The following is a 22004-nucleotide window of genomic DNA, read 5'->3' on the forward strand; positions in this document are numbered from 1 at the left end:
GCTACAGCTACTACTGCCTTCACTGTTCGGGACTTTCACCCTAGAGTCTGCACCCATGCTGGGCACACAACAAAGAGGCAACTTATCTGATCGTTGCCTCTGATATTTTACGCTAATATATCTGTTAATTGAGGGACAATCTGCTTTTTACGAGACACGACACCTGGTAATAACACTTTATCGTCTTCTAATAAAATATTGAATGCTTGATCAATCGCACCAACCTTATCACCGAGGCCAATTATAATCGAATCATTTGTTAAAATATTCGTAATCATTAAAACAAACAAGTCTAGCTTTTGTTGAATAATTACTGCTGAAATTGCATTTTTGATCTCTGTTTCCTGAGCAAGTAACTCATCTGGGTCAACCGTATTAATCTGAGCGACTTGAACTAAGTTTGAACCCATCTCAAACTGCTTCGCATCTAATCCGAGCAATTCTTCAATTGATTTTCCACTTAAATCCGCACCTGCTTTTAACATATCAAGTCCATAAACTTCTGGATCAACTTCAGCAATACCTGCTAGCTCTTTAGCTGCTTCAATATCTTCAGCAGTACATGTTGGCGATTTGAATAATAGCGAATCTGAAATAATCGCAGATAACATTAAACCAGCAATTTCCTTAGGTATCTCAACATTTTTTTCTTTAAAAATTTTATTTAAAATTGTTGCTGTACAGCCAACAGGTTCAGCTCGATAGTAGAGTGGATCTGCCGTTTCAAAGTTCGCAATTCGGTGGTGATCAATAACCTCACTCACTCTTACTTGATCGATGTCAGACACACTTTGTTGCTTTTCATTATGATCAACTAGAATCACTTGATCCGTTTCATCTGCCACACTCGTTACAACTCGCGGTGCTTTCAAGTTAAAATAATCAAGTGCATACTGAGTTTCACTATTTGGTTCACCTAATGCAACAGCTTCAGTATCATTTCCAAGTTGATTTTTCAAATAGCTATAAGCAATAGCTGATACAATCGTATCTGTGTCAGGGTTTTTATGCCCGAAGATTAATGTCTTGCTCACAATATCTCTCCTTCAAATATAACGTTAGATTTTTATTCTCTCTATATTCTAACGCAAAAAACAAATTGTTTCATTAAAAAATTACTTTTTATATTGTCCTGTACCAGATAATTGATATTTGGTTGATGTAAGAGCCTCTAATCCCATTGGACCTCTCGCATGAAGTTTCTGTGTACTAATTCCAATTTCAGCACCAAATCCAAATTCAAATCCATCAGTAAACCTCGTAGATGCATTATGATATACACAAGCAGCATCCACTTGATTTAAAAACTTAACCTTATTTTCGTTTGATTCCGTCACAATTGCTTCAGAGTGACTTGTGCCGTACAGATTAATATGACTAATTGCTTCATCCACAGTCTGAACAACTTTGACCGCAAGAATCATATCTAAATACTCTGTCTCCCAATCGACGTCAGTCGCCTCTTGGATCGTTGGGTCTATTGACCGCACCGTTTGATCACCACGTATATCAACTTGCTTGTCTTTTAAGATTTGAATGAGTGCTTTTCCGTGACGATTAAACCACTCTTCGTGAATGAGTAGCGTTTCAATCGCATTACAAACAGATGGCCTTTGCGTTTTTGCATTTATCACAAGTTGGAATGCCATTTCTGGATCAGCTGATTGATCAACATACATATGACAATTACCTGCACCGGTTTCTAATACTGGAATCGTCGATTTTGCAATCACAACATCAATTAAATTTTGACTTCCACGAGGTACTAACACATCGATATATTCGTTCATTTTGAACATTTGCTCTGCTGTTTCGCGACTCGTATCTTCCAGCAATTGAACGCTATCGACAGGTAGATTCGAGCTTGCTAAAGCTGTTCGAATCGATCGTACAATCGCTGTATTCGAATGAATTGCTGATGAGCTCCCTCTTAATAAAACGGCATTTCCAGCTTTCAGACATAAAGCAGCAGCATCAACAGTGACATTCGGTCTTGCTTCATAAATAATACCTACAACACCAATTGGAACGGATACTTTCCTAAGCTTGATCTCATTTTCTAATGACCAGCTGTCTAATGTTTGACCGATTGGATCATCGAGTTCCACTAGATCGAGTAAGCCGTTACTAATCGTTTCAATTCGGTCAGAGCTTAAGCGAATTCGATCCATTACTGCAGTAGATATTTGCTTGATTTCCGCTTGTTTCAAATCCTTAAGATTTGCTTCTAAAATCAACTCTTGATCAACAATTATTTGCTCGGCGATCAATTTTAACGCATCATTTTTATCTTTAGCTGATGCACTAGATAAATGAACACTTGCCCTCTTTACCTGTTGACCCAATTGTTCTAAAAGACTCATTTCTGTTCCTCCTCAATTGATATAATTAATTTATTTCTATGGATAATCTCAGGTTTTTTACACCCGGTGATTTCCATTGCTTCTTCACTACTTAAACCTCTTACTCGTTCAATTTGCTCTGCCGAATAATTGACCTGTCCCTTTGCAATGACTTGTTCATCTGAGCAAATTTCAACAACATCATCTTGTATAAATTGATTTTCTACAGCAACTATTCCAGCAGCGAGCAAGCTTTTCCCTCGACTAAGTAACGCTTTTTTTGCCCCTTGATCAATATATATTTTTCCTTTTGGTCTTGAATGAAAAGCTAACCACTGCTTATGCTTTCGGACGTGGGGTAAGTGTTGGTCACCAACATAAGTTCCATCACCTGTTCCATTCAAAATTCGTACAAGTTTATCTACTCCATCATCTTTTCCAATAAAACATTTCACACCTAATGTTGTCGCCATTTGAGCAGCCATCAATTTTGATTTCATGCCGCCAGTACCTTGTTTGGAACCGGCATTTTGGCTCGTTGTTTGGATCATTTGATCAGAAATATAATCTATCTTATTGTATCGTTTAGCATCTTGAAAATCATTTGGATTTTTGTCATATATTCCATTAATATCTGTTAACATGATCAGTGCGTCTGCATTGACAAGGCCACTGACTAAGGCCGAAAGCATATCATTATCACCAAATGTTAATTCTTCGATTGCAACTGAATCATTCTCATTGATAATTGGAATGACGCCTCTTTTCAATAGCTCGGTAATAGTTTGATAGATATTTGAAAACTGAATTTCTTCTGAAAAATTGTCTCGTGTTAAAAGCAGTTGTGCTGTCGTATAGCCATGTTGCTTAAAGACGTGGTTATAGGCTTCAATCAATAAGCCTTGCCCAACCGCCGCTGCCGCTTGCTTTCCTGCTACGGTTACCGGTCGACTAACATAACCAATTTGGCGAAATCCTGCTGAAACTGCTCCTGAAGAAATCAGCACAACTTCAACATTTTGATCCATTAAATAGGCAAGTGCTTCACTATGATCTTTTAATTTTTCAATTGATAAAACACCGCTTGAATGGGTTAATGAGCTACTGCCAATTTTTACGACGACTCGTTTGGTTTTCAATTCACACGCCTTCTTTCTATACAAAAAAACTGTTTACTCCATTACAAATCGTTATGTTGTAATGGACGAAAACAGTTCCGTGGTACCACCATCATTGATAAGTAAAAGACTTACCCGCTTAATTTTAGTTAACGCTCATTCATTGAGCGGTTAGCATCGCTAACAATTCAGAAGGTAGGTTTCAATAAAGAGTGGCGATACAGAATGTTTCAGCCCATGCATTCCGTTCTCTTAACTCGCATCATTATTTACTTAGCCTTCATCATTATTATTATAAATATAAGATTGACTCTATTATCTACAAGCTACCCATGGCTGTCAAGCCCTTTGTCAGAATAATCAGTCTAACTATTCGATCATATCAATCCAGTTAAATTTATCTTCTAAGTGCCCGTATTGAATACCAGTAATTGTCTCGTATAATTTTTTTGCGATTTCACCGGTTTCTTGATTATTAATGATTAACGCTTCACCGTTACAATTTAATTCACCAATTGGCGAAATAACAGCGGCTGTTCCAGAACCAAAAGCCTCTTCTAGACGTCCTTCTTTATGCGCCGTGATTAACTCTTCAAGTAAAATTTTTCGTTCAACAACCGGAACACCCCAGTCACGTAAAACCTCAATCACTGAGTTTCTTGTGACCCCAGGAAGAATGCTGCCATTTAATTCAGGTGTAATGACTTCCCCATCAATTTTAAAAAATACGTTCATACTTCCGACTTCTTCAATATACTTCTTGTCATGTCCATCTAACCAAAGAACTTGAGCAAATCCAGAAGCCTCAGCTTTTTCTTGCGCAATTAAACTACTCGCATAGTTTCCTGCCGTCTTCACCTCACCAGTACCACCTTTGACAGCACGAATATATTCGGTTTCAACCGCAATTCTTACCGGGTTAATCCCTTCTTTATAATACGCACCAACCGGCGATAAAATGATGATGAATTTGTATTGTTTTGAAGCGGATACCCCTAAATAAGGCTCAGTTGCAATAATGAATGGTCGTATATAAAGTGATGTTCCCTCTTGTTTTGGAATCCAGTCATTTTCAATTCTAACTAACTCTTTGATCGCTGCTAACGCAAGATCAGGATCAATTTCTGGAATACACATTCTCGCATTCGAACGATTTAAACGGTTAATATTTTCTTTCGGGCGAAAGAGTCTCGTTTCACCATCTTTTGACTTATATGCCTTTAATCCCTCAAAAACAGTTTGACCATAATGAAAAATCATTGAAGCTGGATCTAGTGTTAGTGGTTGATAAGGAATGATCTTGCCATCATACCACCCTTTTTGATGATGATACTCCATCACAAACATATGATCCGTAAAATACTTACCAAACTGTAATTGTTTCCCCAACGGTTTTGGCTTTTTGGTCATCACTTCTGAAAATGTAAAATTATATTGACTCATGTCCTTCCCTCAATTCATAAATTATTAATAATTTTGTCTATAACAACTATTCTATTACTTTTGTCTGACAAAATACAAGTCTTTTTAGTGAAAATTCTAAAAATATAAATAATTTAGTCAAAATTGATTGTTAAATCGATTAATTATCGCTATAATATAATGAAATATCTATCGCAATACTATATTAAAGAGATAATGATCTTGTTTATGAGGGGGATACTGATGGAATTAAGACAATTAAAATATTTCATTGAAGTCGCCGAACGCGAGCATATGTCAGAAGCTGCCGAACATTTAAATGTTGCCCAATCTGCGATCAGTCGTCAAATTACTAATCTAGAAAAAGAATTAGGTGTGCAATTATTTGAACGAAAAGGACGAAATGTTAAGTTGCTACCGATTGGTAGAGTCTTCTTAACTCATGTTAAAGATGCTATTAAAGCAATCGATTATGCTAAATTGCAAATGGATGAGTACATTGATCCTGAGCGAGGTACGATTAAAATTGGATTCCCTACAAGCCTAGCTAGTAGCATTTTGCCTGAATTACTTGCTGAATTTAAACATGCTTATCCCAATATAAAAATCCAACTTCAACAAGGAACTTATCATGAATTAATCGATATCATTAAAGAACGCGAGTTGAATCTTGCCATATTAGGTCCTGTGGTTTATGATGATCCACTAATCAAAGGACAGTCATTATTCTATGAAAAAATGTATCTACTACTTCCAACTCAACATCGATTATCTAACCGAAAAAGTATTTATTTAAATGAGCTGAAGGAAGAAGATTTTGTTTTATTTCCTAAAGGCTATATTTTTGAGAAGTTGATCGTCGATGCTTGTCATTCAGTTGGTTTTGAACCTAATATTGTTGCTGAAGGTCTAGATTTGGACGCAATCAAAGGGATGGTAGCTGCTGGTATCGGTCTATCTATTTTACCTGAGAGTGCAATTGGTAATTTAAATTCTAATTATATTAGTCAAATTCCAATTAGTTTCCCAGATTTGAAGCGTAGTATTGGACTGATACGGTCAAAACATCGTAAACTAGCTCCATCAGAGCATTTATTTTATCAATTTGCCATCAATTATTTTGAAACTAAGTTTCCTGAAATTGATGACCATTTAGCTTAAAATAGGAGTGTCACTTATGTCGAAAATAGAAAAAGCAACTTTTGCTGGAGGATGTTTCTGGTGCATGGTTAAACCTTTTGATCAATGGGATGGAGTCATCTCTGTTATCTCTGGTTATATTGGTGGTCATTTGGAGAACCCAACTTATGAACAAGTAAAGACTGGAAAAACAGGCCATTATGAAGCTGTTGAGATTACATACGATTCAGATCAAATTTCGTTTGAACAAATATTGTCTTTATATTGGCCACAAATTGATCCAACTGATCCAGATGGTCAATTTCATGATCGCGGTGCGCAATATCGGACAGCAATTTTTTATCATAATGAAGAGCAAAAGCAACTTGCACTTAAATCAAAACAGGCGCTTGAAGCTAGCGGTCGGTTTAGTCAACCAATTGTGACTGAGATTATCGAGTATTCCAAGTTCTATCCTGCTGAAGATTACCATCAAGATTTTTACCAGAAAAATAAAGATGAATATGAAAAAGATCGTCAACTTTCCGGTCGAGACCTATTTATTGAACAGAATTGGAATTAAAAAATATGACTTTGTATCACAAACTAGGTCTTCTTATTATGTTGAGAAATCTAAGGTTGAGTAAAGGAGATCAATGTAAATCAGAAAATTTTTTACTACTATAAATTCAATGAAAATTCAATCGTTAGAGATCACTCTCTAAGTCGATGCGATCTCTAACGAATAAGGGCTAATCGTCAGAGATCACCCTCTAAGTCGATACGATCTCTAATGAATAAGGGCTAATCATCAGAGATCAACCTCTGAGTCGATGTGGTCTCTAACGAATAAGGACTAATCGTCAGAGATCAACCTCTGAGTCGATACGATCTCTAACGAATAAGGGCTAATCGTCAGAGATCAACTTCTATATCGATACGATTTCTAACGAATAGCATCTAATCATCAGAGATCAACTTCTATATCGATACGATTTCTAACGAATAGCAGCTAATCATCAGAGATCAACCTCTATATCGATACGATTTCTAACGAATAGGAGCTTATCATCAGGTATCTCACTTAAAGTCGCTTTAATAGCCAATCAATCACGACAAATCGTTAGCCATTGGACAAGTACAAAGTGATCTATAACTGTCGCATTATATAATTTCCTAAACAAATAAAAAATAAGGCGATAGAAACTCATCCTTCTATTGCCTTTAAATATCACTTTCATTTAGTTTACATAATATAATTATCGTCAACTTCATAAATTACCAGTTTTCTATTTCTCGTCGATCGCCCTTATTGTTTCTTTTTTTCCCAAATCGTTTAGTTAATTCTGCTTTTATCTCGTTCATAGAGACTTGTTGTTCCTCCATCAAGACAAAAGTATGGTAGAGTAAATCACTGACCTCTCCAATCAATTCATCTCGATCATTGTTTTTAGCAGCGATAACAACCTCTCCTGCTTCTTCAATGACCTTCTTGCTAATTTTATCGACACCTTTATCAAATAAATAATTTGTATAGGAAGCTTCAACAGGCGTTTGTTTTCGATCCTTTATTTGCTTTAGCACTTCATCGATAATATTGACGTCGTAATCTGATTGATTATTAGCTTGCTTAATGGAATCAAAGAAACACGTTTCTGAGCCTGTATGACACGCCGGTCCCTTTGGAATGACTTCGATCAGCAATGTGTCCTGATCACAGTCTAATCGAATTGACACAACTTCTTGTGTATTCCCCGATGTCTCTCCCTTATTCCATAAGCCCTTACGCGATCGCGAGTAAAACCAAGTTTGATTTGTTTCAAGTGTTTTTTGATAAGCTTCTTCATTCACATAAGCTAGCATCAGTATGTCTTTTGTCGTTGCATCAACTATAATCGCTGGTATTAAACCTTTGCTGAAATCAGGTTTCACGCATTTTCACCCCATTATCTCTACAAATTTGTTTGACATCAGTAATCGAATAGGTATCTTCATGAAATATCGATGCGGCTAGCCCAGCCGATGCATTTGTTTGTTTAAAAAGATCGACAAAGTCACCAGGTGAACCAACGCCACCAGAAGCGATCACAGGAATCGAGACTGAGTCAACGATCACTTTAGTTAATTCAAGATCATAACCTGATTTAACACCATCGCGATCCATGCTCGTAAGCAAAATTTCACCTGCACCTCGTGCTTCTACTTCTTGTGCCCATTCAACAGCATTTCGATTCGTAGCTTTTTTTCCACCTTGAGCCATAACTGACCATATTTGATCAGTTTTTTTTGCATCAATCGCAATAGCGAGTTTAGCTGAACCAAATTTAGCTACAGCATCGTTAATTAAATCGGGCTGATTAATAGCAGCGGAACCAATACTAACTTTATCAGCACCAGCAACTAAAACAGCCTCGATATCGGATAGCGAACGAATGCCACCACCAACAATTAAAGGAATTGAAATAACTCGCTTGATTTTCTTAACGAGATCAAGCTTTGTCTGTCTTGCTTCATCTGTTGCAGCAATATCAAGCAGAACAAGTTCATCAGCCCCAGCATCAGAATATTTTTTTGCCAGTTCAATCGGATCACCTAATTCTTTTAATCCAACAAATTGAACACCCTTGACAACTTTACCATTTTTCATATCTAAGCAAGGTACAATTCTTTTTAATCCCATAATTGCTTCGCGCCTTTTAAGGTAATTTTTTCTTGATAGATTGCTTTGCCAACAATTGCTTCTTTGATCCCTAATTGAGCAACAGCCTTTATATCATCGTATTGACTAATGCCACCAGAAGCAACAATCTTACACTGAACAGCTTGATTGATTGCATTCAACTGCTCTAAATTTGGACCAGACATCGTGCCATCTTTAGAAATATCAGTAAAGACAATTGTTTTCACACCTAATGCTTCAATTTTTCGTGCAAATTCAAGATAGTCAATCTCTGATACCGTTTCCCAGCCATGCGTTGCAACTTTTTCATTTTTCGCGTCAATCCCAACGACGATTGCTTCAGGATATTTTTTAACTGCTTGAATTAAAAAATCTAAGTCATCTAAAGCAGCTGTACCGATGACAAGCCGACTTGCTCCTGCTTCAATTAATTGTTCTACCGTTTCAAGTGAGCGGATCCCACCGCCCACTTGAATTGGTACAGACGATCGTTCACAGAGCTGTTGAATCAATTGATATTGCCTTTTTGATTGATCTCTGGCACCATCTAAATCAACAATATGGATCATTTCAGCACCATCTTCAATAAACCGGTCTAATTGATTAAATGGGTCATCTGCCACTTGTTCTGTTTGATTAAAATCACCTTGATAAAGTCGAACACACTTACCTTCTAATAAATCAATCGCTGGAATAACGATCATTTCAACACCTCTTAACTTTTGATTTGTAGTTTCAGATAGTTAACCTTCAATGAGCCCTTTAGTCGAATTGACACCTTTAATATTTGGATTGATCGTCATCGCTTCACCTAACGCTCGACCTAGTGCTTTAAAAATCGCTTCAATTTTATGATGTGTATTGATTCCGTACAACACACGTGCATGTAATGTAATTCCCGCATGTGTTGAGAAAGATTGGAGAAATTCGCGAACGAGTTCAGTGTCAAAGTTTCCAACCTTTTGATTCAATTGCTCAACATCAAAAACTAAGTACGGACGACCACTAATATCAAGTGAAACAAATCCTAATGCTTCATCCATTGGAACATATGCTGTTCCGTAGCGATTGATTTGCTTTTTATCTCCTAAGGCTTCTTTTATTAATTGGCCAATCACAATCCCTGTATCTTCGACAGTATGGTGACCATCTACTTCTAAATCACCATTCACTTTTACAATTAAGCCAAACCGTCCGTGTCTAGCAAACAATGTTAACATATGATCAAAAAAACCAACTCCTGTATCGATCTCAACTTGTTCAGGCTCATCTAGTTTGACCGTTACTTCAATTTCTGTTTCAAATGTTTTGCGTTGCTTCGTTGCCTCTCTCATCTTCATCCCCATTTCAACTATTGATTACTTGATTCTTTTCGCTACAGCGCGTGCGTGCCCTGATAGTTGTTCTTCTTCAGCAATCTGAATCACGTCATCAGCTGCTTGTTTGAGTGCCTTTTCTGTATAATACAAGAATGTTGACGTTTTGACAAAGTCAGCCACAGATAAGCCAGATGAAAATTTCGCCGTACCCGATGTTGGTAACACGTGGTTTGGTCCAGCATAATAATCGCCTAGAGATTCAGGCGTGTAGTGTCCTAAAAAGATCGATCCTGCATGCTTCACATACCCCAGGTAACTTAAAGAATCATTCAACTGAATTTCTAAGTGTTCGGGTGCAATGATATTAGAGAGTCTAAATGCTTCAGCTAAATTATCGACTTTAATTAAACCACCATAGTTTTTAATCGCCTCACCCGCAATATCTGCACGAGGTAAAACAGCTAATTGTGCTTCCAACTCTTGCTCAACTTGACGAATCAATTGATCCGAAGTTGAAATTAAAAATGCACGTGCAAGTGTGTCGTGCTCAGCTTGTGCGATTAAGTCTGCTGCAACATAGACGGGATTTGCCGAATCATCTGCAATAATCGCAACTTCAGATGGACCAGCAATCATATCAATGCCAACATCACCGTAAACAAGTGCTTTAGCTGCTGCAACATATGCATTACCTGGTCCAACAATTTTGTCAACTGGTTCTACCGTTTCAGTCCCGTATGCAAGAGCAGCAACAGCTTGAATTCCACCAATTTTATAAATCTTTGAGACACCACAAATATCGGCGGCGACAGATAAAATCGGTTCAATTTGTTCACCACTTCTTGCAGGTGTAACCATTACGACTTCCTTAACACCAGCTAAAACAGCAGGAATCGCATTCATAAAAACTGATGATGGGTAACAGGCTGTTCCACCAGGTACGTAGATACCGACTTTATCAACAGGCGTATAGATTTGTCCTGAAATAATATCAGGCTCAGTTTGCATAAACTTCGATTGGTTGACTTGCTTCGCGTGGAAAGACTCAATATTTTTAGCCGCTCGTTTTAATGCATCAATCGTTTTCGGACTAATTTGTTCCCACGCTTGCTTACGTTCTTCATCTGAAACGACATAGTTATCAGGAACGCGTCCATCAAACTTCTCGACATACCTGTCTAAAGCGAGATCGCCTTCTTCCTGAATTGCTCCAATCACCTCTTTTGCAACTTGGTAAGCTTGGTCAGACTGTAAACTCGTTTTTTTCTGATTTTTCAATAACGCTTCAAATTCTTTCGCTTGATAAATCGTTACCACTTAAAGCTCCTCCTTTTGATTTAACAGATCAATAATTGGTCTTAATGTTTTTCGTTTTATTTTTAAAGCAGATCGATTGGCAATCAATCGAGCGCTGAAATGCAAGAATTCTTCATCAACAATAAGTCCGTTTTCTTTAAGGGTTGTGCCGGTTTCAACAATATCAACAATCCCATCTGCTAAATCTAAGATCGGTGCTAACTCTACGGATCCCTCAAGCTTAATAATGTCCACCGACTCACCTTTTTCTTTAAAGAAAGCTTTAGTAATATTGGTATACTTACTCGCAATCGTCTTCTTCTCTTCTGGCCACTGCTTGCCTTTTTCTTTAGCTACAGCCATGCGACATTGACCAAAAGGTAACGGAAATAGATCATAAACATCTGGTTGAAATTCTGCTAAAATATCACCACCAACTACACCTAAATCGGCAATCCCATGTTGAACATAGGTTGTCACATCAACACCTTTAGCAAAAATAAACTCAAATTGATCTGTTTCAACTCTTAATTTTCGGCCTTTTTCAGTTAGTGGTTTTATCTCAAAATCTAACGACTGAAAAAACGTTAAAAATTGGTTTTCTAATCTCCCTTTAGTTAAAGCGATGACTGGTTTCATAATCGCACCCCATCTACTAGATTAATGATCTCATCATATTGATTTTCAGTTGGTTGCTGATAAACAATGTCAACCTGTGCATCTGGAAATTCACTTCGCATTTGCTCAGCTTTTACATGTGTTTCAGGCGAGGCAACAATGCAGACTAATCGTTTCTTTCGATCAGACTTAATGATTTTAGTTAAGACATCAACATAAAAAGCTAATCCAACTGCTGAAATATTTTTCTCAAATTGATTATAAAGGCGATCATACCTGCCTCCTGAGAAACAAATATCACCCGTCTGTTTTAGATAGCCACTGAACATCGTGCCACTATAATAGCGAAGCTGTCTAACACTACCTAAGTCAACAATCACATCATCTACACCGAGCTCTTTTAGTGATGTGATTAATTTTTCTAAATGATCAATGATTGCTAAAAGTTCAGGATTCGCTTGCCACTTGTTACGATAATCTGCCAAAATATCACGTCCGCCATATGCTTGGATCAACCCAACTAGTTGATTAGCAATCTGATCATTACCATTTGCCGACGCAATCCGATAAACAAGGTCTTCATTTTTTTCATCCATTGCTGAACGTAACTTTTCTTCATCCGCTTGGTTGAGTAAGAGTGGCTCGATTAAATAATCAAAAATACCTGTATGACCTAATTCAATTAAATAATCCTGAATTGATAATTCTTTTAGCACATCAACAGCAGTAAAGAGCGTCTCCATCTCACCAAGCAAAACATCCATCAAAATGATCTCAATCCCGGCTTGTTGACTTTCAATTCCACTTTCATTTTTTTGAAAAACTGACCCTTGGTAAAACCATTTCGACTGTGTCGTTTCCTTCGTCATCAAGGCCCGGGCAATTGCTGTCGTCCAATCTGCACGTAAAACTTCAATTTCACCTTCACCGTCAAACCATTTTAATAGTTTGTTAGCTTCCATACCGACACTTGGATTCGTAAATGTTTGTGCATATTCAACGACTGGCGTCTCGATTGCCACGTAATTTCTTCTACGGACAACATTTCTAAAAATTTGATTCACTTTAGCTTGATCGTTTAATTTTTCCCCGATTTGATCTTGGCTGCCTGCTGGTAAAAACATCGACTCACTCCGTTCTTTAACGCTTTACTACGATAAAGTAATAAAGTCTTTTATTATACTCTACAGCTTGTTTTAAATTTTGTCAACAGTTCCTTTCACTTTCTTGAAAAAAATTATATGATAGATGAATAAAGGGGGAATTTGAATGAAAATTATTGGTGATTATCATGTCCACACACCATTTTGTCCACATGGTACAAATGATGCTTGGGAAGATTACATAGTTAAAGCGATTGAAATAAGGTTAGCGGAAATCAGTTTTACTGAGCACGCACCACTACCACGATCATTTACAGATCCAGTACCAGAAAAGGACAGCGCAATGGCCTTGGAGCAATTAGAGATGTATTTTCAACAAGGTGAAGCATTAAAACTAAAGTATCAAGAGCAAATTAAAATAAACATTGGTTTAGAAGTGGATTTTATCGAAGGTTACGAGCAAGAAACGAGGCAATTGCTTGATTACTATGGTAAGCGGATTGATGATGCGATTTTATCTGTCCATATGTTAAAACTTAAAAACGGTGAGTATGTTTGTTTAGATTATAGTGAACAAGAATTCGGGAAAATTATTGAACAATGCGGCTCAGTAGAAGCGGTTTATCAATTGTATTACCAAACTGTTTTATTAGCGATTGAAGCAGATTTAGGGAGTTATAAGCCAACTAGAATGGGACATTTAAGCTTAGTCGAGAAATTTCAAAAAAAATACCCAAGTCAATTCGACAACTTTGAATTGATTGAGCAGATTTTACAGTTAACTAAAACAAAAAACTATTCGTTAGATTTAAATACAGCGGGTTTATACAAGCCTCTTTGTCAATCGATCTATCCAAATCAACAAATAATCGATAGAGCATTAGCACTAGACATCCAACTAAAACCCGGCTCAGACAGCCACCAATCAACAACAATCGCCAGGGGATTCGATAAGATAGAAAAATATTTTTCATGAAAATCGCAATCGCCTAAACTAGATTAACTGATAATAAAGATAGTCTATGTATTGAAGTTAGAAAGCCATACGAGTGATCGCAACGGCAGGCGGTGACTTCAGCGGGAATAGCAAATGGGCTTCGATGGGACGAGTAATCGCAGTCCCACGAGTCTGAAGACCCGCTTTTGTAGCGCTTTTTGCTACAAAAGTTAGCTGAGGTCGTGCCCGCGAAACGCGTCCACCTAGAGTGAGATCACAGGTCCACTCTAAAATTAAGTATTTGTGTTTTGACCTCAATTACTAGTCTAACTTTCGATATTGACCACCAAAATAGATCAGTGGAGCATTCTCATTTAACTCAATCCGATTAACTTTAGCGATATAAATCGTATGATCACCAGCAACAACCTCTGATTCCTTCTCACAAACTAACTGCACAAGCGCACCCGGTAAAACAGGCGTTCCAGCTAAAAAATCGAACTTAACTGGCTCCTCAACTTGCAATTGATTAGAAAAAATCATCGAATAATCTTGTTGATCTTCAGCTAAAATGCTAATGCCAAAATAGTCCGTCTCATTCAAATGATCCGTCATCGTTGCTTCATTTCTTAATGAAAGTGCGATCAGACATGGAGCTAATGATAAAGACATGAACGCATTAACAGTGACACCCTTTACACCATCACCTGATTTATCATTAGCACTCACCACGGTTATCCCAGTAGCAAACTGCCCCATCGCCTGACGAAATAACTTAGAATCAATCATGAATAAAACCCCTTATCTAAAAAATAATTAACAGAAAGCATATCATGAATTTTCTAAAAATAAAAACAAACTGCTTATCAATTGCTGATAAGCAGTCGTGTTAACTTAAATTATTCTGTTTTAAAAGGGATTTGATAAACGACTTCTTTCCAAGCACTGATGACTTCGCCTACTTCATCCGTATCTATAATAAATGAACCATTACTATATCGATCACTAATACTTAACTCCATCGGATGCATCGTTTGTAGTGTGCCCGACTCCGTTAATACATTGACCTTTTCTTCAGGTCCAACCTCAACAAATCCAGCAACACGGTGTGGTTTTCCTTTTAGTTCTCTGAGCATGACTTGTCCTCGATTTGTTCGAGAGCTTTGTTCAAATTCAGTAATTCTCATCCGTTTTACAGCTCCACGCTGGGTAACAAGAGCGAAGTGTGTTTCATCTGCCTCGCCTTCTAACACAAGTCCATTCACAACATATTCATCTTTTTTGAGATTAATTGACTTAACTCCTGCAGCACGTAGACCAACAGGGGTCACCTCTGCCTCACTATAACGTAAACCGAAGCCTCGATTAGAGACAACGAATAAATCTTGCAATCCATTTGATAACGCAACATTGACCAGCTGATCATTTTTTCTTAAATTTAAAGCAATCAGAGGCCTAAAGTGGCGTTGTGCCTCATATAAGTTTAGTTCACTTCGTTTAACCATCCCGTTCCTTGTGAAGAACACTAAGTAATTTGGTGTCGTGTAATCACAAATAGGAATGACCTTTACGACTTTCTCACCTTTTTTCAAACTTGCCAAGCTCGATAAGTGTTGTGCGAGATCTTTCCAGCGAATGTCTGGGAGTAGATGTACAGGTGCGACGATGTATCTCCCTTGATCTGTAAAGATTAGAATATCATCGGTTGTATTGATTTCATACAAGCCAACTAAATGATCGCCTTCTTTTATTTCAAGGTCTTCCCCATTCGATGCATTGTAAGAACGTAAGCTCGTTCGTTTCACGTAGCCATCTTGAGTAACAGACACTAATACATCTTCACTCGCCACAGTCACTTCTAGGTTGATTTTTAGTTCATCAACTTCGGCCTCAACCGAAGTCAGTCTTGGTGTTGGAAAATCTTTTTTAATTTGTCTTAAATCTTTTTTAATTACGTTAGCTAATTCTTTCTCATCATTAATAATCTTACTCAATTGTTCAACTAGCTTAGCCAATTCTAACGCTTCTTTTTCTAACTGTGTAATATCAGTATTCGTTAAACGATATAATTGCAAATTTACAATCGATTCAGCCTGAGCTTCAGTAAAACCAAACTGTTTTTCAATTCTTGCTTTTGCATCTGCTTTATTTTTACTTGCACGGATTACTTTTATTAATTCATCTAAAACTGAGATTGCTTTGATAAGTCCTTCAACGATATGCGAACGTTCTTTAGCTTTTGCGAAGTCATATTTTGACTGACGTAAGACGACTTCTTTTTGGTGCTCGATATATGCATCTAACAGTTGAATCAAGCCTAGTTGTTTTGGTGCACGATCTTTAATTGCCACCATGTTAAAATGATAAGACACTTGTAACTCGGTATGTTTATACAAATAGTTTAGTACACCATTGCTATCTGCATCTTTTTTTAGTTCAATCACGATTCGCATTCCAGTCCGGTCTGTTTCATCACGAATTTCAGCGATTCCTTCAACTTTCCGGTCTAATTTTAATTCATCAATTTTCTTAACTAAATTCGCTTTATTGACTTCGTAAGGAATCTCTTCAATCACGATTTTTTCTCGACCACCGCGCATTTCTTCAATTTCTGCACGTCCTCGGAGAAAAATCTTACCTTTACCTGTTCGGTAAGCATCTAGTAAGCCATCCTCACCTTGAATAATTCCACCAGTAGGAAAATCTGGCCCCTTAACAATCTTCATCAATGATTCAACTGTGATGTCTGGTTGATCAATTTTTTTAATGACAGCATCGATCACCTCTGTTAAGTTATGAGGTGGAATATCTGTCGCATATCCTGCCGATATCCCTGTCGAACCATTTACGAGTAGATTCGGAAACCGAGCAGGTAAAATAACCGGCTCTTCAAGCGAGTCATCAAAGTTTGGAATATAGTCAACTGTGTCTTTATTAATATCTCTTAATAATTGAGCTGAAATCGCAGATAAACGTGCTTCTGTATAACGCATCGCTGCAGGAGGATCACCATCAATACTCCCGTTATTTCCATGCATTTCAACTAAAGGATTACGCATTTTCCAATCGGCACTTAGACGAACCATCGCATCATAAACAGATGTATCACCATGTGGGTGATAATTTCCGATCACGTTACCAACTGTTTTTGCTGCTTTACGAAAATTTTGATCATGCGTATTTTTATCTTTATACATCGCATATAAAATCCGACGTTGGACAGGTTTTAATCCGTCCCTTGCATCAGGTAAAGCACGATCTTGAATAATATATTTACTATAACGACCAAATCGATCGCCGATTACTTCATCTAAAGATAAATCTAAAAACTTTTCAGTTACAGACAAAATAGTTCCTCCTCAAAATCAACTATGGATATTCTCATTATCAATAATGTTCGTCTCTTCATCGAGACCAAAGGCAACATTTAATTCAATCCATTTACGTCTAGGGGCGACTTTATTCCCCATCAATGTTGTCACACGTCGTTCAGTCCGAGCAAAGTCATCAACTGTGACACGAATTAACGTCCGTGTTTCTGGATTCATTGTTGTATCCCATAATTGATCTGCATTCATCTCCCCTAGACCTTTATAACGTTGCAACGTGTATCCTGAACCAATTTTGCTTGTCACTTTTTTTAGTTCTTCCTCATTCCAAGCATAATGAATTTTCTCTTTCTTACCTTTACCTTTTGAAATCTTATATAACGGTGGCAACGCAATATAAACTTTACCTGCTTCAACAAGCTCGCGCATGTAGCGATAGAAAAATGTTAGTAACAAAACTTGAATGTGTGCACCATCAGTATCAGCATCTGTCATAATAATGACTTTATCATATTGAACATCTTCCAGACTAAAATCACCTGCTACACCTGCGCCAATCGTATGAATAATTGTTGCGATTTCTTCATTCTTTAAAATTTCTTCAATTTTAGCTTTTTCAGTGTTAATCACCTTACCTCTTAAAGGTAAAATCGCTTGGAATTTTCGATCACGCCCTTGCTTGGCCGATCCGCCAGCAGAGTCACCTTCCACTAAATAAAGTTCATTGCGGTCAGGCTTTCTCGATTGTGCTGGCGTTAATTTACCACTTAACAACGTTGATTTACGCTTACGATTTTTTCCTGATCTTGCATCTTCGCGTGCTTTACGTGCCAACTCACGAGCTTCACGTGCTTGTAACGCCTTTTTTAATAACATCACTGACTGATTCGCATTTTCCTCTAAAAAGTAAGCTAATTGTTCAGAAACAACAGCATCGACTGCCGATCTAGCTTCAGTTGTTCCTAATCTACCTTTTGTTTGACCCTCAAATTGAAGCTTTTCTTCAGGCACACGAATCGATACAATCGCAGTTAAGCCCTCTCTAATATCATTGCCTTCTAAATTTTTATCTTTTTCCTTGAGAATATTATTTTTTCGGGCATAGTCATTAAAAACTCGAGTAATTGCGCTTTTAGCACCTACTTCATGAGTTCCACCATCTTTAGTACGAACATTATTTACAAACGAAAGCATATTCTCGGCATAGCCGTCATTAAATTGAAATGAAAAATCAACCTCAATCTCTTGTTGTTTCCCTTCAAAATAGACAACTGAATGAAGCACATCCTTTTCTTCATTTAAATACTCGATAAACGATTTTAGACCATCAGGATATTGAAACACTTCAGTTACTTGATTGCGTTCATCGTTTAATTCAATTTGAATTCCTTTTAATAAAAAGGCTGCTTCCCGCAAACGTTCAGCTAATATTTCATATTGATAACTTGTCGTTGAAAAAATCGTTTGATCTGGTTTAAATTTAATTGTCGTACCTGTTTTTTTCGTCGTACCAATCTGTTTTAATGGACCAGTGACCTGGCCACCATTAACAAAATGTTGTTCAACAATTTTTCCGTCACGTTGAATGGTTACTGTTAACTCTTCAGAAAGTGCATTAACAACAGATGCACCAACACCGTGTAGTCCACCTGCAGTTTTATAGCCACCTTCACCGAATTTACCACCTGCATGAAGAACGGTTAAAATGACTTCAGGCGTTGATTTTCCAGATGGGTGGTTGCCGATCGGCATCCCTCTCCCTTCGTCGACAACGGAAATGCTATTATCTTGATGGATCGTAACCGTAATTTTTTCGCCAAAGCCCGCCAATACTTCGTCAACTGCATTATCAACAATTTCAAAAACGAGATGGTGTAAACCTCTAGCATCTGTGGAACCTATGTACATCCCAGGTCGTTTTCTTACAGCTTCAAGTCCTTCTAATACTTGAATTGAATCATCTGTATATAAGTTCTGATTACTCTTCAAACTCATCTTCCCCTTCTTTTCTAGCTGATCCGGTGACTGACCAATCATTATTGTAAAATGATTAAATAGGCGTCACACCACTTTATTCATATGGTTTCTTTCAACAGCTTAACTAAATAGAAATCGTTTCTACTTAGTTAAGCCGTTAAATCAACGGCTCAATCAATTTACTGCAAACTAGCGTATGCGACATAAATACAAAGATCCATGACAACTTTAAACTCATCTTTATATGTTTCGTAAACCGTTTCATCGACAATGCCCTTTTGTGCCCAAAATACTTTCGGTCCAATTTCTTTCGCTTCTTTTGCGATTGCTTCAAGGAATTCTGATCGGCGAAAAACATTAACAATATCAACAGGCTCTGGAATCGCTGCTAAACTTGGATAAGCTTTTTCACCTAATACTTGATCAACCTTAGGGTTAACTGGAATAATTTTAAAACCAAAATCTTGCATGTACTTACTAATCTTATAAGAGGTTCGATCTTCATTGTCTGATAGGCCAACAACTGCAATTGTTTTTGTTTGGTCAAAAATTTCTTTCAATTCGGCTTGTGTTGGGTGATATGGTTTCATCTTTTATTCCTCCTTTGAATGATTGTCTTAATCTTTAGTTTACGATTAAATGCCTAGCTTGGTCAAATCAAATTTTAATAGATCCTCATTTTAGGATAAATAATTGCAAAATAACTTCGTTTTAGTACCTAGTCATAATTATCTTTCACTATTCTTTAAATCGTGGTAGAATAGTGACGTTGCAATTTTGTTAAATGAAATGAGGTCATTTTAAAAAATGTGGACTTACTTAATATTAATTATCTTTTCCTATCTGATCGGCTCAATTCCATCGGGCTTAATTGTAGGAAAATTATTTTATCAAACAGATATTCGTGAACACGGTAGCGGGAATTTAGGTGGAACAAATACATTTCGAGTTTTGGGTAAAAAAGCTGGTGTAGTAGTCACACTTGCCGACCTGCTTAAAGGAACTCTTGCTGTTAGCTTACCAGCGATCTTTAGCTTAACAGAAATAAATCCTTTAATTATTGGTATTTTTGCAGTTATTGGCCATATGTACCCGATCTTCGCAAACTTTAGAGGTGGTAAGGCTGTCGCCACGTCAGGTGGACTGATTTTAGGCATCACCCCCCTCGTCTTTCTCATTATTTTAGGATCTTTTTTAATAACGTTACTCATTACTAAATATGTATCATTGTCATCAATGATCACGGGAATCCTTGGGATCATCACAACAGTTATTTTGCAAGAATATCAATTATTAATTGTAATCGTCATTTTAACAGTCTTTATTTTTTATCGTCATCGAGCGAATATTAAACGAATTATTAATAAAACTGAACCGAAGATTCCTTGGCCAAAACGGTAAGTTAATCTTCAAAAGTTGTTAATTTGGATTCATTCTAGAAACAAATCGATTGAATCCTTTTTGAATGTTCAGTATACTTGTTAAAAGTTGTTCTGAGAGGAGCTTGCTATATGAGACAAAAAGATCAAGTCAGTCGGCAATTACCAGATAAAGAAGAACGGTTACGCTTATTCGGCTCCGTAAAGCCTGGTAAAAAGACAAAGCCAGTAAAAAAAGAAGACATGGCTGACTTACAAAACAAACAAGCTGATTTTTTATTTAAATTAGATGAGGTTGGAATTACAAATGTAAAGCACCCGATTCAAATAAATAGTGAGCTTACACCAAACCAACAATCGTCAATCGGCTCATTCACCTTTTCTTCAACAGTTGAACAAAGTAGCAAAGGAACAAATATGAGTCGGTTTACTGAACAATTACAAGATTTTCACCAAAGAAATTTACTCTCATTCGATCTTGTTAACCTAAAATTATTCACTAAAGAACTTGCTACACGGTTAAAAACACCAGATGCTAAGCTGGAGATTGAGGCACCATGGTTTTTTGAACGCAAAGGCCCTAGTTCTGGTTTAGCTGGTCTCAATCATGCAGATTTAAAAGTATCAGTTAGCTACACTGCCCCAGACCAATATGAGATTAGGGTTGGTTTAACTGGGAGTGTAACGACACTTTGTCCATGTTCTAAAGAAATCAGTGAGTATAGTGCCCACAACCAACGTGGTGAAGTTAAGCTGGAAATTGAGTTAGTTGATAATTTTGATGAGTCAACCATCGATTGGAAGGCATTTTTATTAGAAGCTGCAGAAAGTAACGCGAGTGCGCGACTCCATCCGATTTTAAAGCGACCTGATGAGAAAATTGTTACTGAACAAGCTTATGAAAATCCAAGATTTGTTGAGGACATGGTCCGATTAGTCGCTGCTGATCTATATGAATCTGATCAAGTTATTGCATTTTTTGTTAGATGTCAGAATCATGAATCGATTCATTTACATGATGCGATTGCATCAATCACAATCGACAAACGAGTGGAACACTAATGAAGTGGTTGTTATTAAAGATCATTGGCTTTTATCGTAAATATATAAGTCCAATGACACCACCTAGTTGCCGGTTCCACCCAACTTGTTCTGAGTACGGCATGACTGCGATTTCTCGATTTGGTGCATTTAAAGGTACATTTCTAACAGTCATTCGGATTTTAAAATGCAATCCATTTCATTCCGGTGGCTTTGACCCAGTGCCAGAAAAAAAGAAATAGTTAGTATTATAAAACCTGCATTATTCATAACTTGATTTTTTATAGGTGATTTGCCCATTAAATTGCCAAAAGTGAATGCCAG

Annotated in this window: 21 protein-coding genes and 1 other annotated feature; of the genes, 6 read left to right on the forward strand and 15 right to left on the reverse strand. The window is 37.2% G+C overall.

What is annotated here, in order from left to right; all coding sequences use genetic code 11:
• Positions 1 to 107: 107 nt before the first annotated feature.
• From ABD814_RS07155 to ABD814_RS07170, 4 genes are all read right to left on the reverse strand, one after another.
• Positions 108 to 1034 (reverse strand): manganese-dependent inorganic pyrophosphatase, encoded by a 927-nt coding sequence (locus ABD814_RS07155; protein WP_344911719.1) that lies wholly within the window; start codon positions 1032 to 1034, stop codon positions 108 to 110.
• Between the two features lie 81 nt (positions 1035 to 1115).
• On the reverse strand, positions 1116 to 2363 hold the full coding sequence (locus ABD814_RS07160; RefSeq protein WP_344911721.1) for a glutamate-5-semialdehyde dehydrogenase: 1248 nt from the start codon (positions 2361 to 2363) through the stop codon (positions 1116 to 1118).
• Positions 2360 to 3481, reverse strand: a complete 1122-nt coding sequence (proB, locus tag ABD814_RS07165; RefSeq protein WP_344911723.1) for a glutamate 5-kinase — start codon at positions 3479 to 3481, stop codon at positions 2360 to 2362. The genes ABD814_RS07160 and proB overlap by 4 nt, the downstream gene beginning before the upstream one ends.
• A gap of 58 nt (positions 3482 to 3539) precedes the next feature.
• Positions 3540 to 3756: a binding site (T-box leader), on the reverse strand.
• 73 nt (positions 3757 to 3829) lie between these two features.
• Positions 3830 to 4903: a branched-chain amino acid aminotransferase gene (locus ABD814_RS07170; RefSeq protein WP_344911725.1), complete on the reverse strand. Its 1074-nt coding sequence runs from the start codon at positions 4901 to 4903 to the stop codon at positions 3830 to 3832.
• Positions 4904 to 5125: 222 nt separating this feature from the next.
• On the opposite strand from ABD814_RS07170, the gene gltC reads away from it, so the two are divergent.
• Together gltC and msrA are read left to right on the forward strand one after the other, a co-directional pair.
• The gene (gene gltC, locus ABD814_RS07175) at positions 5126 to 6043 is read left to right on the forward strand and encodes a glutamate biosynthesis transcriptional regulator GltC (RefSeq protein ID WP_344911727.1); all 918 of its coding nucleotides are present in this window, start codon (positions 5126 to 5128) and stop codon (positions 6041 to 6043) included.
• A 16-nt stretch (positions 6044 to 6059) separates the two neighbouring features.
• Positions 6060 to 6584, forward strand: coding sequence for a peptide-methionine (S)-S-oxide reductase MsrA (gene msrA, locus ABD814_RS07180; protein WP_344911729.1), 525 nt, complete (start codon positions 6060 to 6062; stop codon positions 6582 to 6584).
• 695 nt (positions 6585 to 7279) lie between these two features.
• Here the strand turns inward: msrA and hisIE are convergent.
• The 7 genes from hisIE to ABD814_RS07215 are packed head-to-tail and all read right to left on the reverse strand — an operon-like array spanning position 7280 to position 13038.
• Positions 7280 to 7933: a bifunctional phosphoribosyl-AMP cyclohydrolase/phosphoribosyl-ATP diphosphatase HisIE gene (gene hisIE / locus ABD814_RS07185; protein WP_344911731.1), complete on the reverse strand. Its 654-nt coding sequence runs from the start codon at positions 7931 to 7933 to the stop codon at positions 7280 to 7282.
• Complete coding sequence (gene hisF, locus ABD814_RS07190; protein ID WP_344911732.1) at positions 7923 to 8681, reverse strand: imidazole glycerol phosphate synthase subunit HisF; 759 nt, start codon at positions 8679 to 8681, stop codon at positions 7923 to 7925. Before hisF ends, hisIE begins: the two co-directional genes overlap by 11 nt.
• Positions 8672 to 9385 (reverse strand): 1-(5-phosphoribosyl)-5-[(5-phosphoribosylamino)methylideneamino]imidazole-4-carboxamide isomerase, encoded by a 714-nt coding sequence (gene hisA / locus ABD814_RS07195; RefSeq protein WP_344911733.1) that lies wholly within the window; start codon positions 9383 to 9385, stop codon positions 8672 to 8674. The genes hisF and hisA overlap by 10 nt, the downstream gene beginning before the upstream one ends.
• Positions 9386 to 9424: 39 nt before the next feature.
• Positions 9425 to 10015 carry an imidazoleglycerol-phosphate dehydratase HisB gene (gene hisB, locus ABD814_RS07200; protein ID WP_344911735.1) on the reverse strand — a complete coding sequence of 197 codons (591 nt, stop codon included), beginning with the start codon at positions 10013 to 10015 and terminating at the stop codon, positions 9425 to 9427.
• A gap of 24 nt (positions 10016 to 10039) precedes the next feature.
• Positions 10040 to 11317 (reverse strand): histidinol dehydrogenase, encoded by a 1278-nt coding sequence (gene hisD / locus ABD814_RS07205; protein WP_344911737.1) that lies wholly within the window; start codon positions 11315 to 11317, stop codon positions 10040 to 10042.
• Complete coding sequence (hisG, locus tag ABD814_RS07210) at positions 11318 to 11935, reverse strand: ATP phosphoribosyltransferase (protein WP_344911739.1); 618 nt, start codon at positions 11933 to 11935, stop codon at positions 11318 to 11320.
• Positions 11932 to 13038 carry an ATP phosphoribosyltransferase regulatory subunit gene (locus tag ABD814_RS07215; protein ID WP_344911741.1) on the reverse strand — a complete coding sequence of 369 codons (1107 nt, stop codon included), beginning with the start codon at positions 13036 to 13038 and terminating at the stop codon, positions 11932 to 11934. The genes hisG and ABD814_RS07215 overlap by 4 nt, the downstream gene beginning before the upstream one ends.
• Before the next feature lie 145 nt (positions 13039 to 13183).
• Between ABD814_RS07215 and hisJ the strand changes: the two genes are divergently transcribed.
• The gene (gene hisJ, locus ABD814_RS07220; protein ID WP_344911743.1) at positions 13184 to 13993 is read left to right on the forward strand and encodes a histidinol-phosphatase HisJ; all 810 of its coding nucleotides are present in this window, start codon (positions 13184 to 13186) and stop codon (positions 13991 to 13993) included.
• A 282-nt stretch (positions 13994 to 14275) separates the two neighbouring features.
• On the opposite strand, the gene ABD814_RS07225 is transcribed toward hisJ, so the two are convergent.
• From ABD814_RS07225 to ABD814_RS07240, 4 genes are all read right to left on the reverse strand, one after another.
• Positions 14276 to 14743 carry a flavin reductase family protein gene (locus tag ABD814_RS07225; protein WP_344911745.1) on the reverse strand — a complete coding sequence of 156 codons (468 nt, stop codon included), beginning with the start codon at positions 14741 to 14743 and terminating at the stop codon, positions 14276 to 14278.
• Positions 14744 to 14853: 110 nt separating this feature from the next.
• Positions 14854 to 17301: a DNA topoisomerase IV subunit A gene (gene parC / locus ABD814_RS07230; protein WP_344911747.1), complete on the reverse strand. Its 2448-nt coding sequence runs from the start codon at positions 17299 to 17301 to the stop codon at positions 14854 to 14856.
• An 18-nt stretch (positions 17302 to 17319) separates the two neighbouring features.
• Positions 17320 to 19272: a DNA topoisomerase IV subunit B gene (gene parE / locus ABD814_RS07235; RefSeq protein ID WP_425549066.1), complete on the reverse strand. Its 1953-nt coding sequence runs from the start codon at positions 19270 to 19272 to the stop codon at positions 17320 to 17322.
• Positions 19273 to 19439: 167 nt separating this feature from the next.
• The gene (locus ABD814_RS07240; protein WP_344911751.1) at positions 19440 to 19850 is read right to left on the reverse strand and encodes a CoA-binding protein; all 411 of its coding nucleotides are present in this window, start codon (positions 19848 to 19850) and stop codon (positions 19440 to 19442) included.
• 217 nt (positions 19851 to 20067) lie between these two features.
• Between ABD814_RS07240 and plsY the strand changes: the two genes are divergently transcribed.
• The 3 genes from plsY to yidD all read left to right on the forward strand — a co-directional run bounded on the left by plsY (position 20068) and on the right by yidD (position 21922).
• On the forward strand, positions 20068 to 20661 hold the full coding sequence (gene plsY / locus ABD814_RS07245) for a glycerol-3-phosphate 1-O-acyltransferase PlsY (RefSeq protein WP_344911753.1): 594 nt from the start codon (positions 20068 to 20070) through the stop codon (positions 20659 to 20661).
• A 110-nt stretch (positions 20662 to 20771) separates the two neighbouring features.
• Positions 20772 to 21701 carry a GTP cyclohydrolase FolE2 gene (folE2, locus tag ABD814_RS07250; RefSeq protein WP_344911755.1) on the forward strand — a complete coding sequence of 310 codons (930 nt, stop codon included), beginning with the start codon at positions 20772 to 20774 and terminating at the stop codon, positions 21699 to 21701.
• Positions 21701 to 21922 carry a membrane protein insertion efficiency factor YidD gene (gene yidD / locus ABD814_RS07255; protein ID WP_344911757.1) on the forward strand — a complete coding sequence of 74 codons (222 nt, stop codon included), beginning with the start codon at positions 21701 to 21703 and terminating at the stop codon, positions 21920 to 21922. Before folE2 ends, yidD begins: the two co-directional genes overlap by 1 nt.
• The last annotated feature ends 82 nt before the right edge of the window (positions 21923 to 22004 follow it).

This window comes from Amphibacillus indicireducens (assembly GCF_039539605.1).
Taxonomy (GTDB): Bacteria; Bacillota; Bacilli; order Bacillales; family Amphibacillaceae; genus Amphibacillus; species Amphibacillus indicireducens.

Excerpts from the sequence above, each read along its gene's own strand:
- ABD814_RS07160 (WP_344911721.1), bottom strand. The coding sequence starts at position 2,363 with ATGAGTCTTTTAGAACAATTGGGTCAACAGGTAAAGAGGGCAAGTGTT.
- hisJ (WP_344911743.1), top strand. The coding sequence starts at position 13,184 with ATGAAAATTATTGGTGATTATCATGTCCACACACCATTTTGTCCACAT.
- ABD814_RS07225 (WP_344911745.1), bottom strand. The coding sequence starts at position 14,743 with ATGATTGATTCTAAGTTATTTCGTCAGGCGATGGGGCAGTTTGCTACT.
- gltC (WP_344911727.1), top strand. The coding sequence starts at position 5,126 with ATGGAATTAAGACAATTAAAATATTTCATTGAAGTCGCCGAACGCGAG.
- msrA (WP_344911729.1), top strand. The coding sequence starts at position 6,060 with ATGTCGAAAATAGAAAAAGCAACTTTTGCTGGAGGATGTTTCTGGTGC.
- plsY (WP_344911753.1), top strand. The coding sequence starts at position 20,068 with ATGTGGACTTACTTAATATTAATTATCTTTTCCTATCTGATCGGCTCA.
- hisF (WP_344911732.1), bottom strand. The coding sequence starts at position 8,681 with ATGGGATTAAAAAGAATTGTACCTTGCTTAGATATGAAAAATGGTAAA.
- ABD814_RS07215 (WP_344911741.1), bottom strand. The coding sequence starts at position 13,038 with ATGTTTTTACCAGCAGGCAGCCAAGATCAAATCGGGGAAAAATTAAAC.
- ABD814_RS07170 (WP_344911725.1), bottom strand. The coding sequence starts at position 4,903 with ATGAGTCAATATAATTTTACATTTTCAGAAGTGATGACCAAAAAGCCA.
- folE2 (WP_344911755.1), top strand. The coding sequence starts at position 20,772 with ATGAGACAAAAAGATCAAGTCAGTCGGCAATTACCAGATAAAGAAGAA.
- hisG (WP_344911739.1), bottom strand. The coding sequence starts at position 11,935 with ATGAAACCAGTCATCGCTTTAACTAAAGGGAGATTAGAAAACCAATTT.
- hisB (WP_344911735.1), bottom strand. The coding sequence starts at position 10,015 with ATGAGAGAGGCAACGAAGCAACGCAAAACATTTGAAACAGAAATTGAA.
- hisA (WP_344911733.1), bottom strand. The coding sequence starts at position 9,385 with ATGATCGTTATTCCAGCGATTGATTTATTAGAAGGTAAGTGTGTTCGA.
- ABD814_RS07240 (WP_344911751.1), bottom strand. The coding sequence starts at position 19,850 with ATGAAACCATATCACCCAACACAAGCCGAATTGAAAGAAATTTTTGAC.
- yidD (WP_344911757.1), top strand. The coding sequence starts at position 21,701 with ATGAAGTGGTTGTTATTAAAGATCATTGGCTTTTATCGTAAATATATA.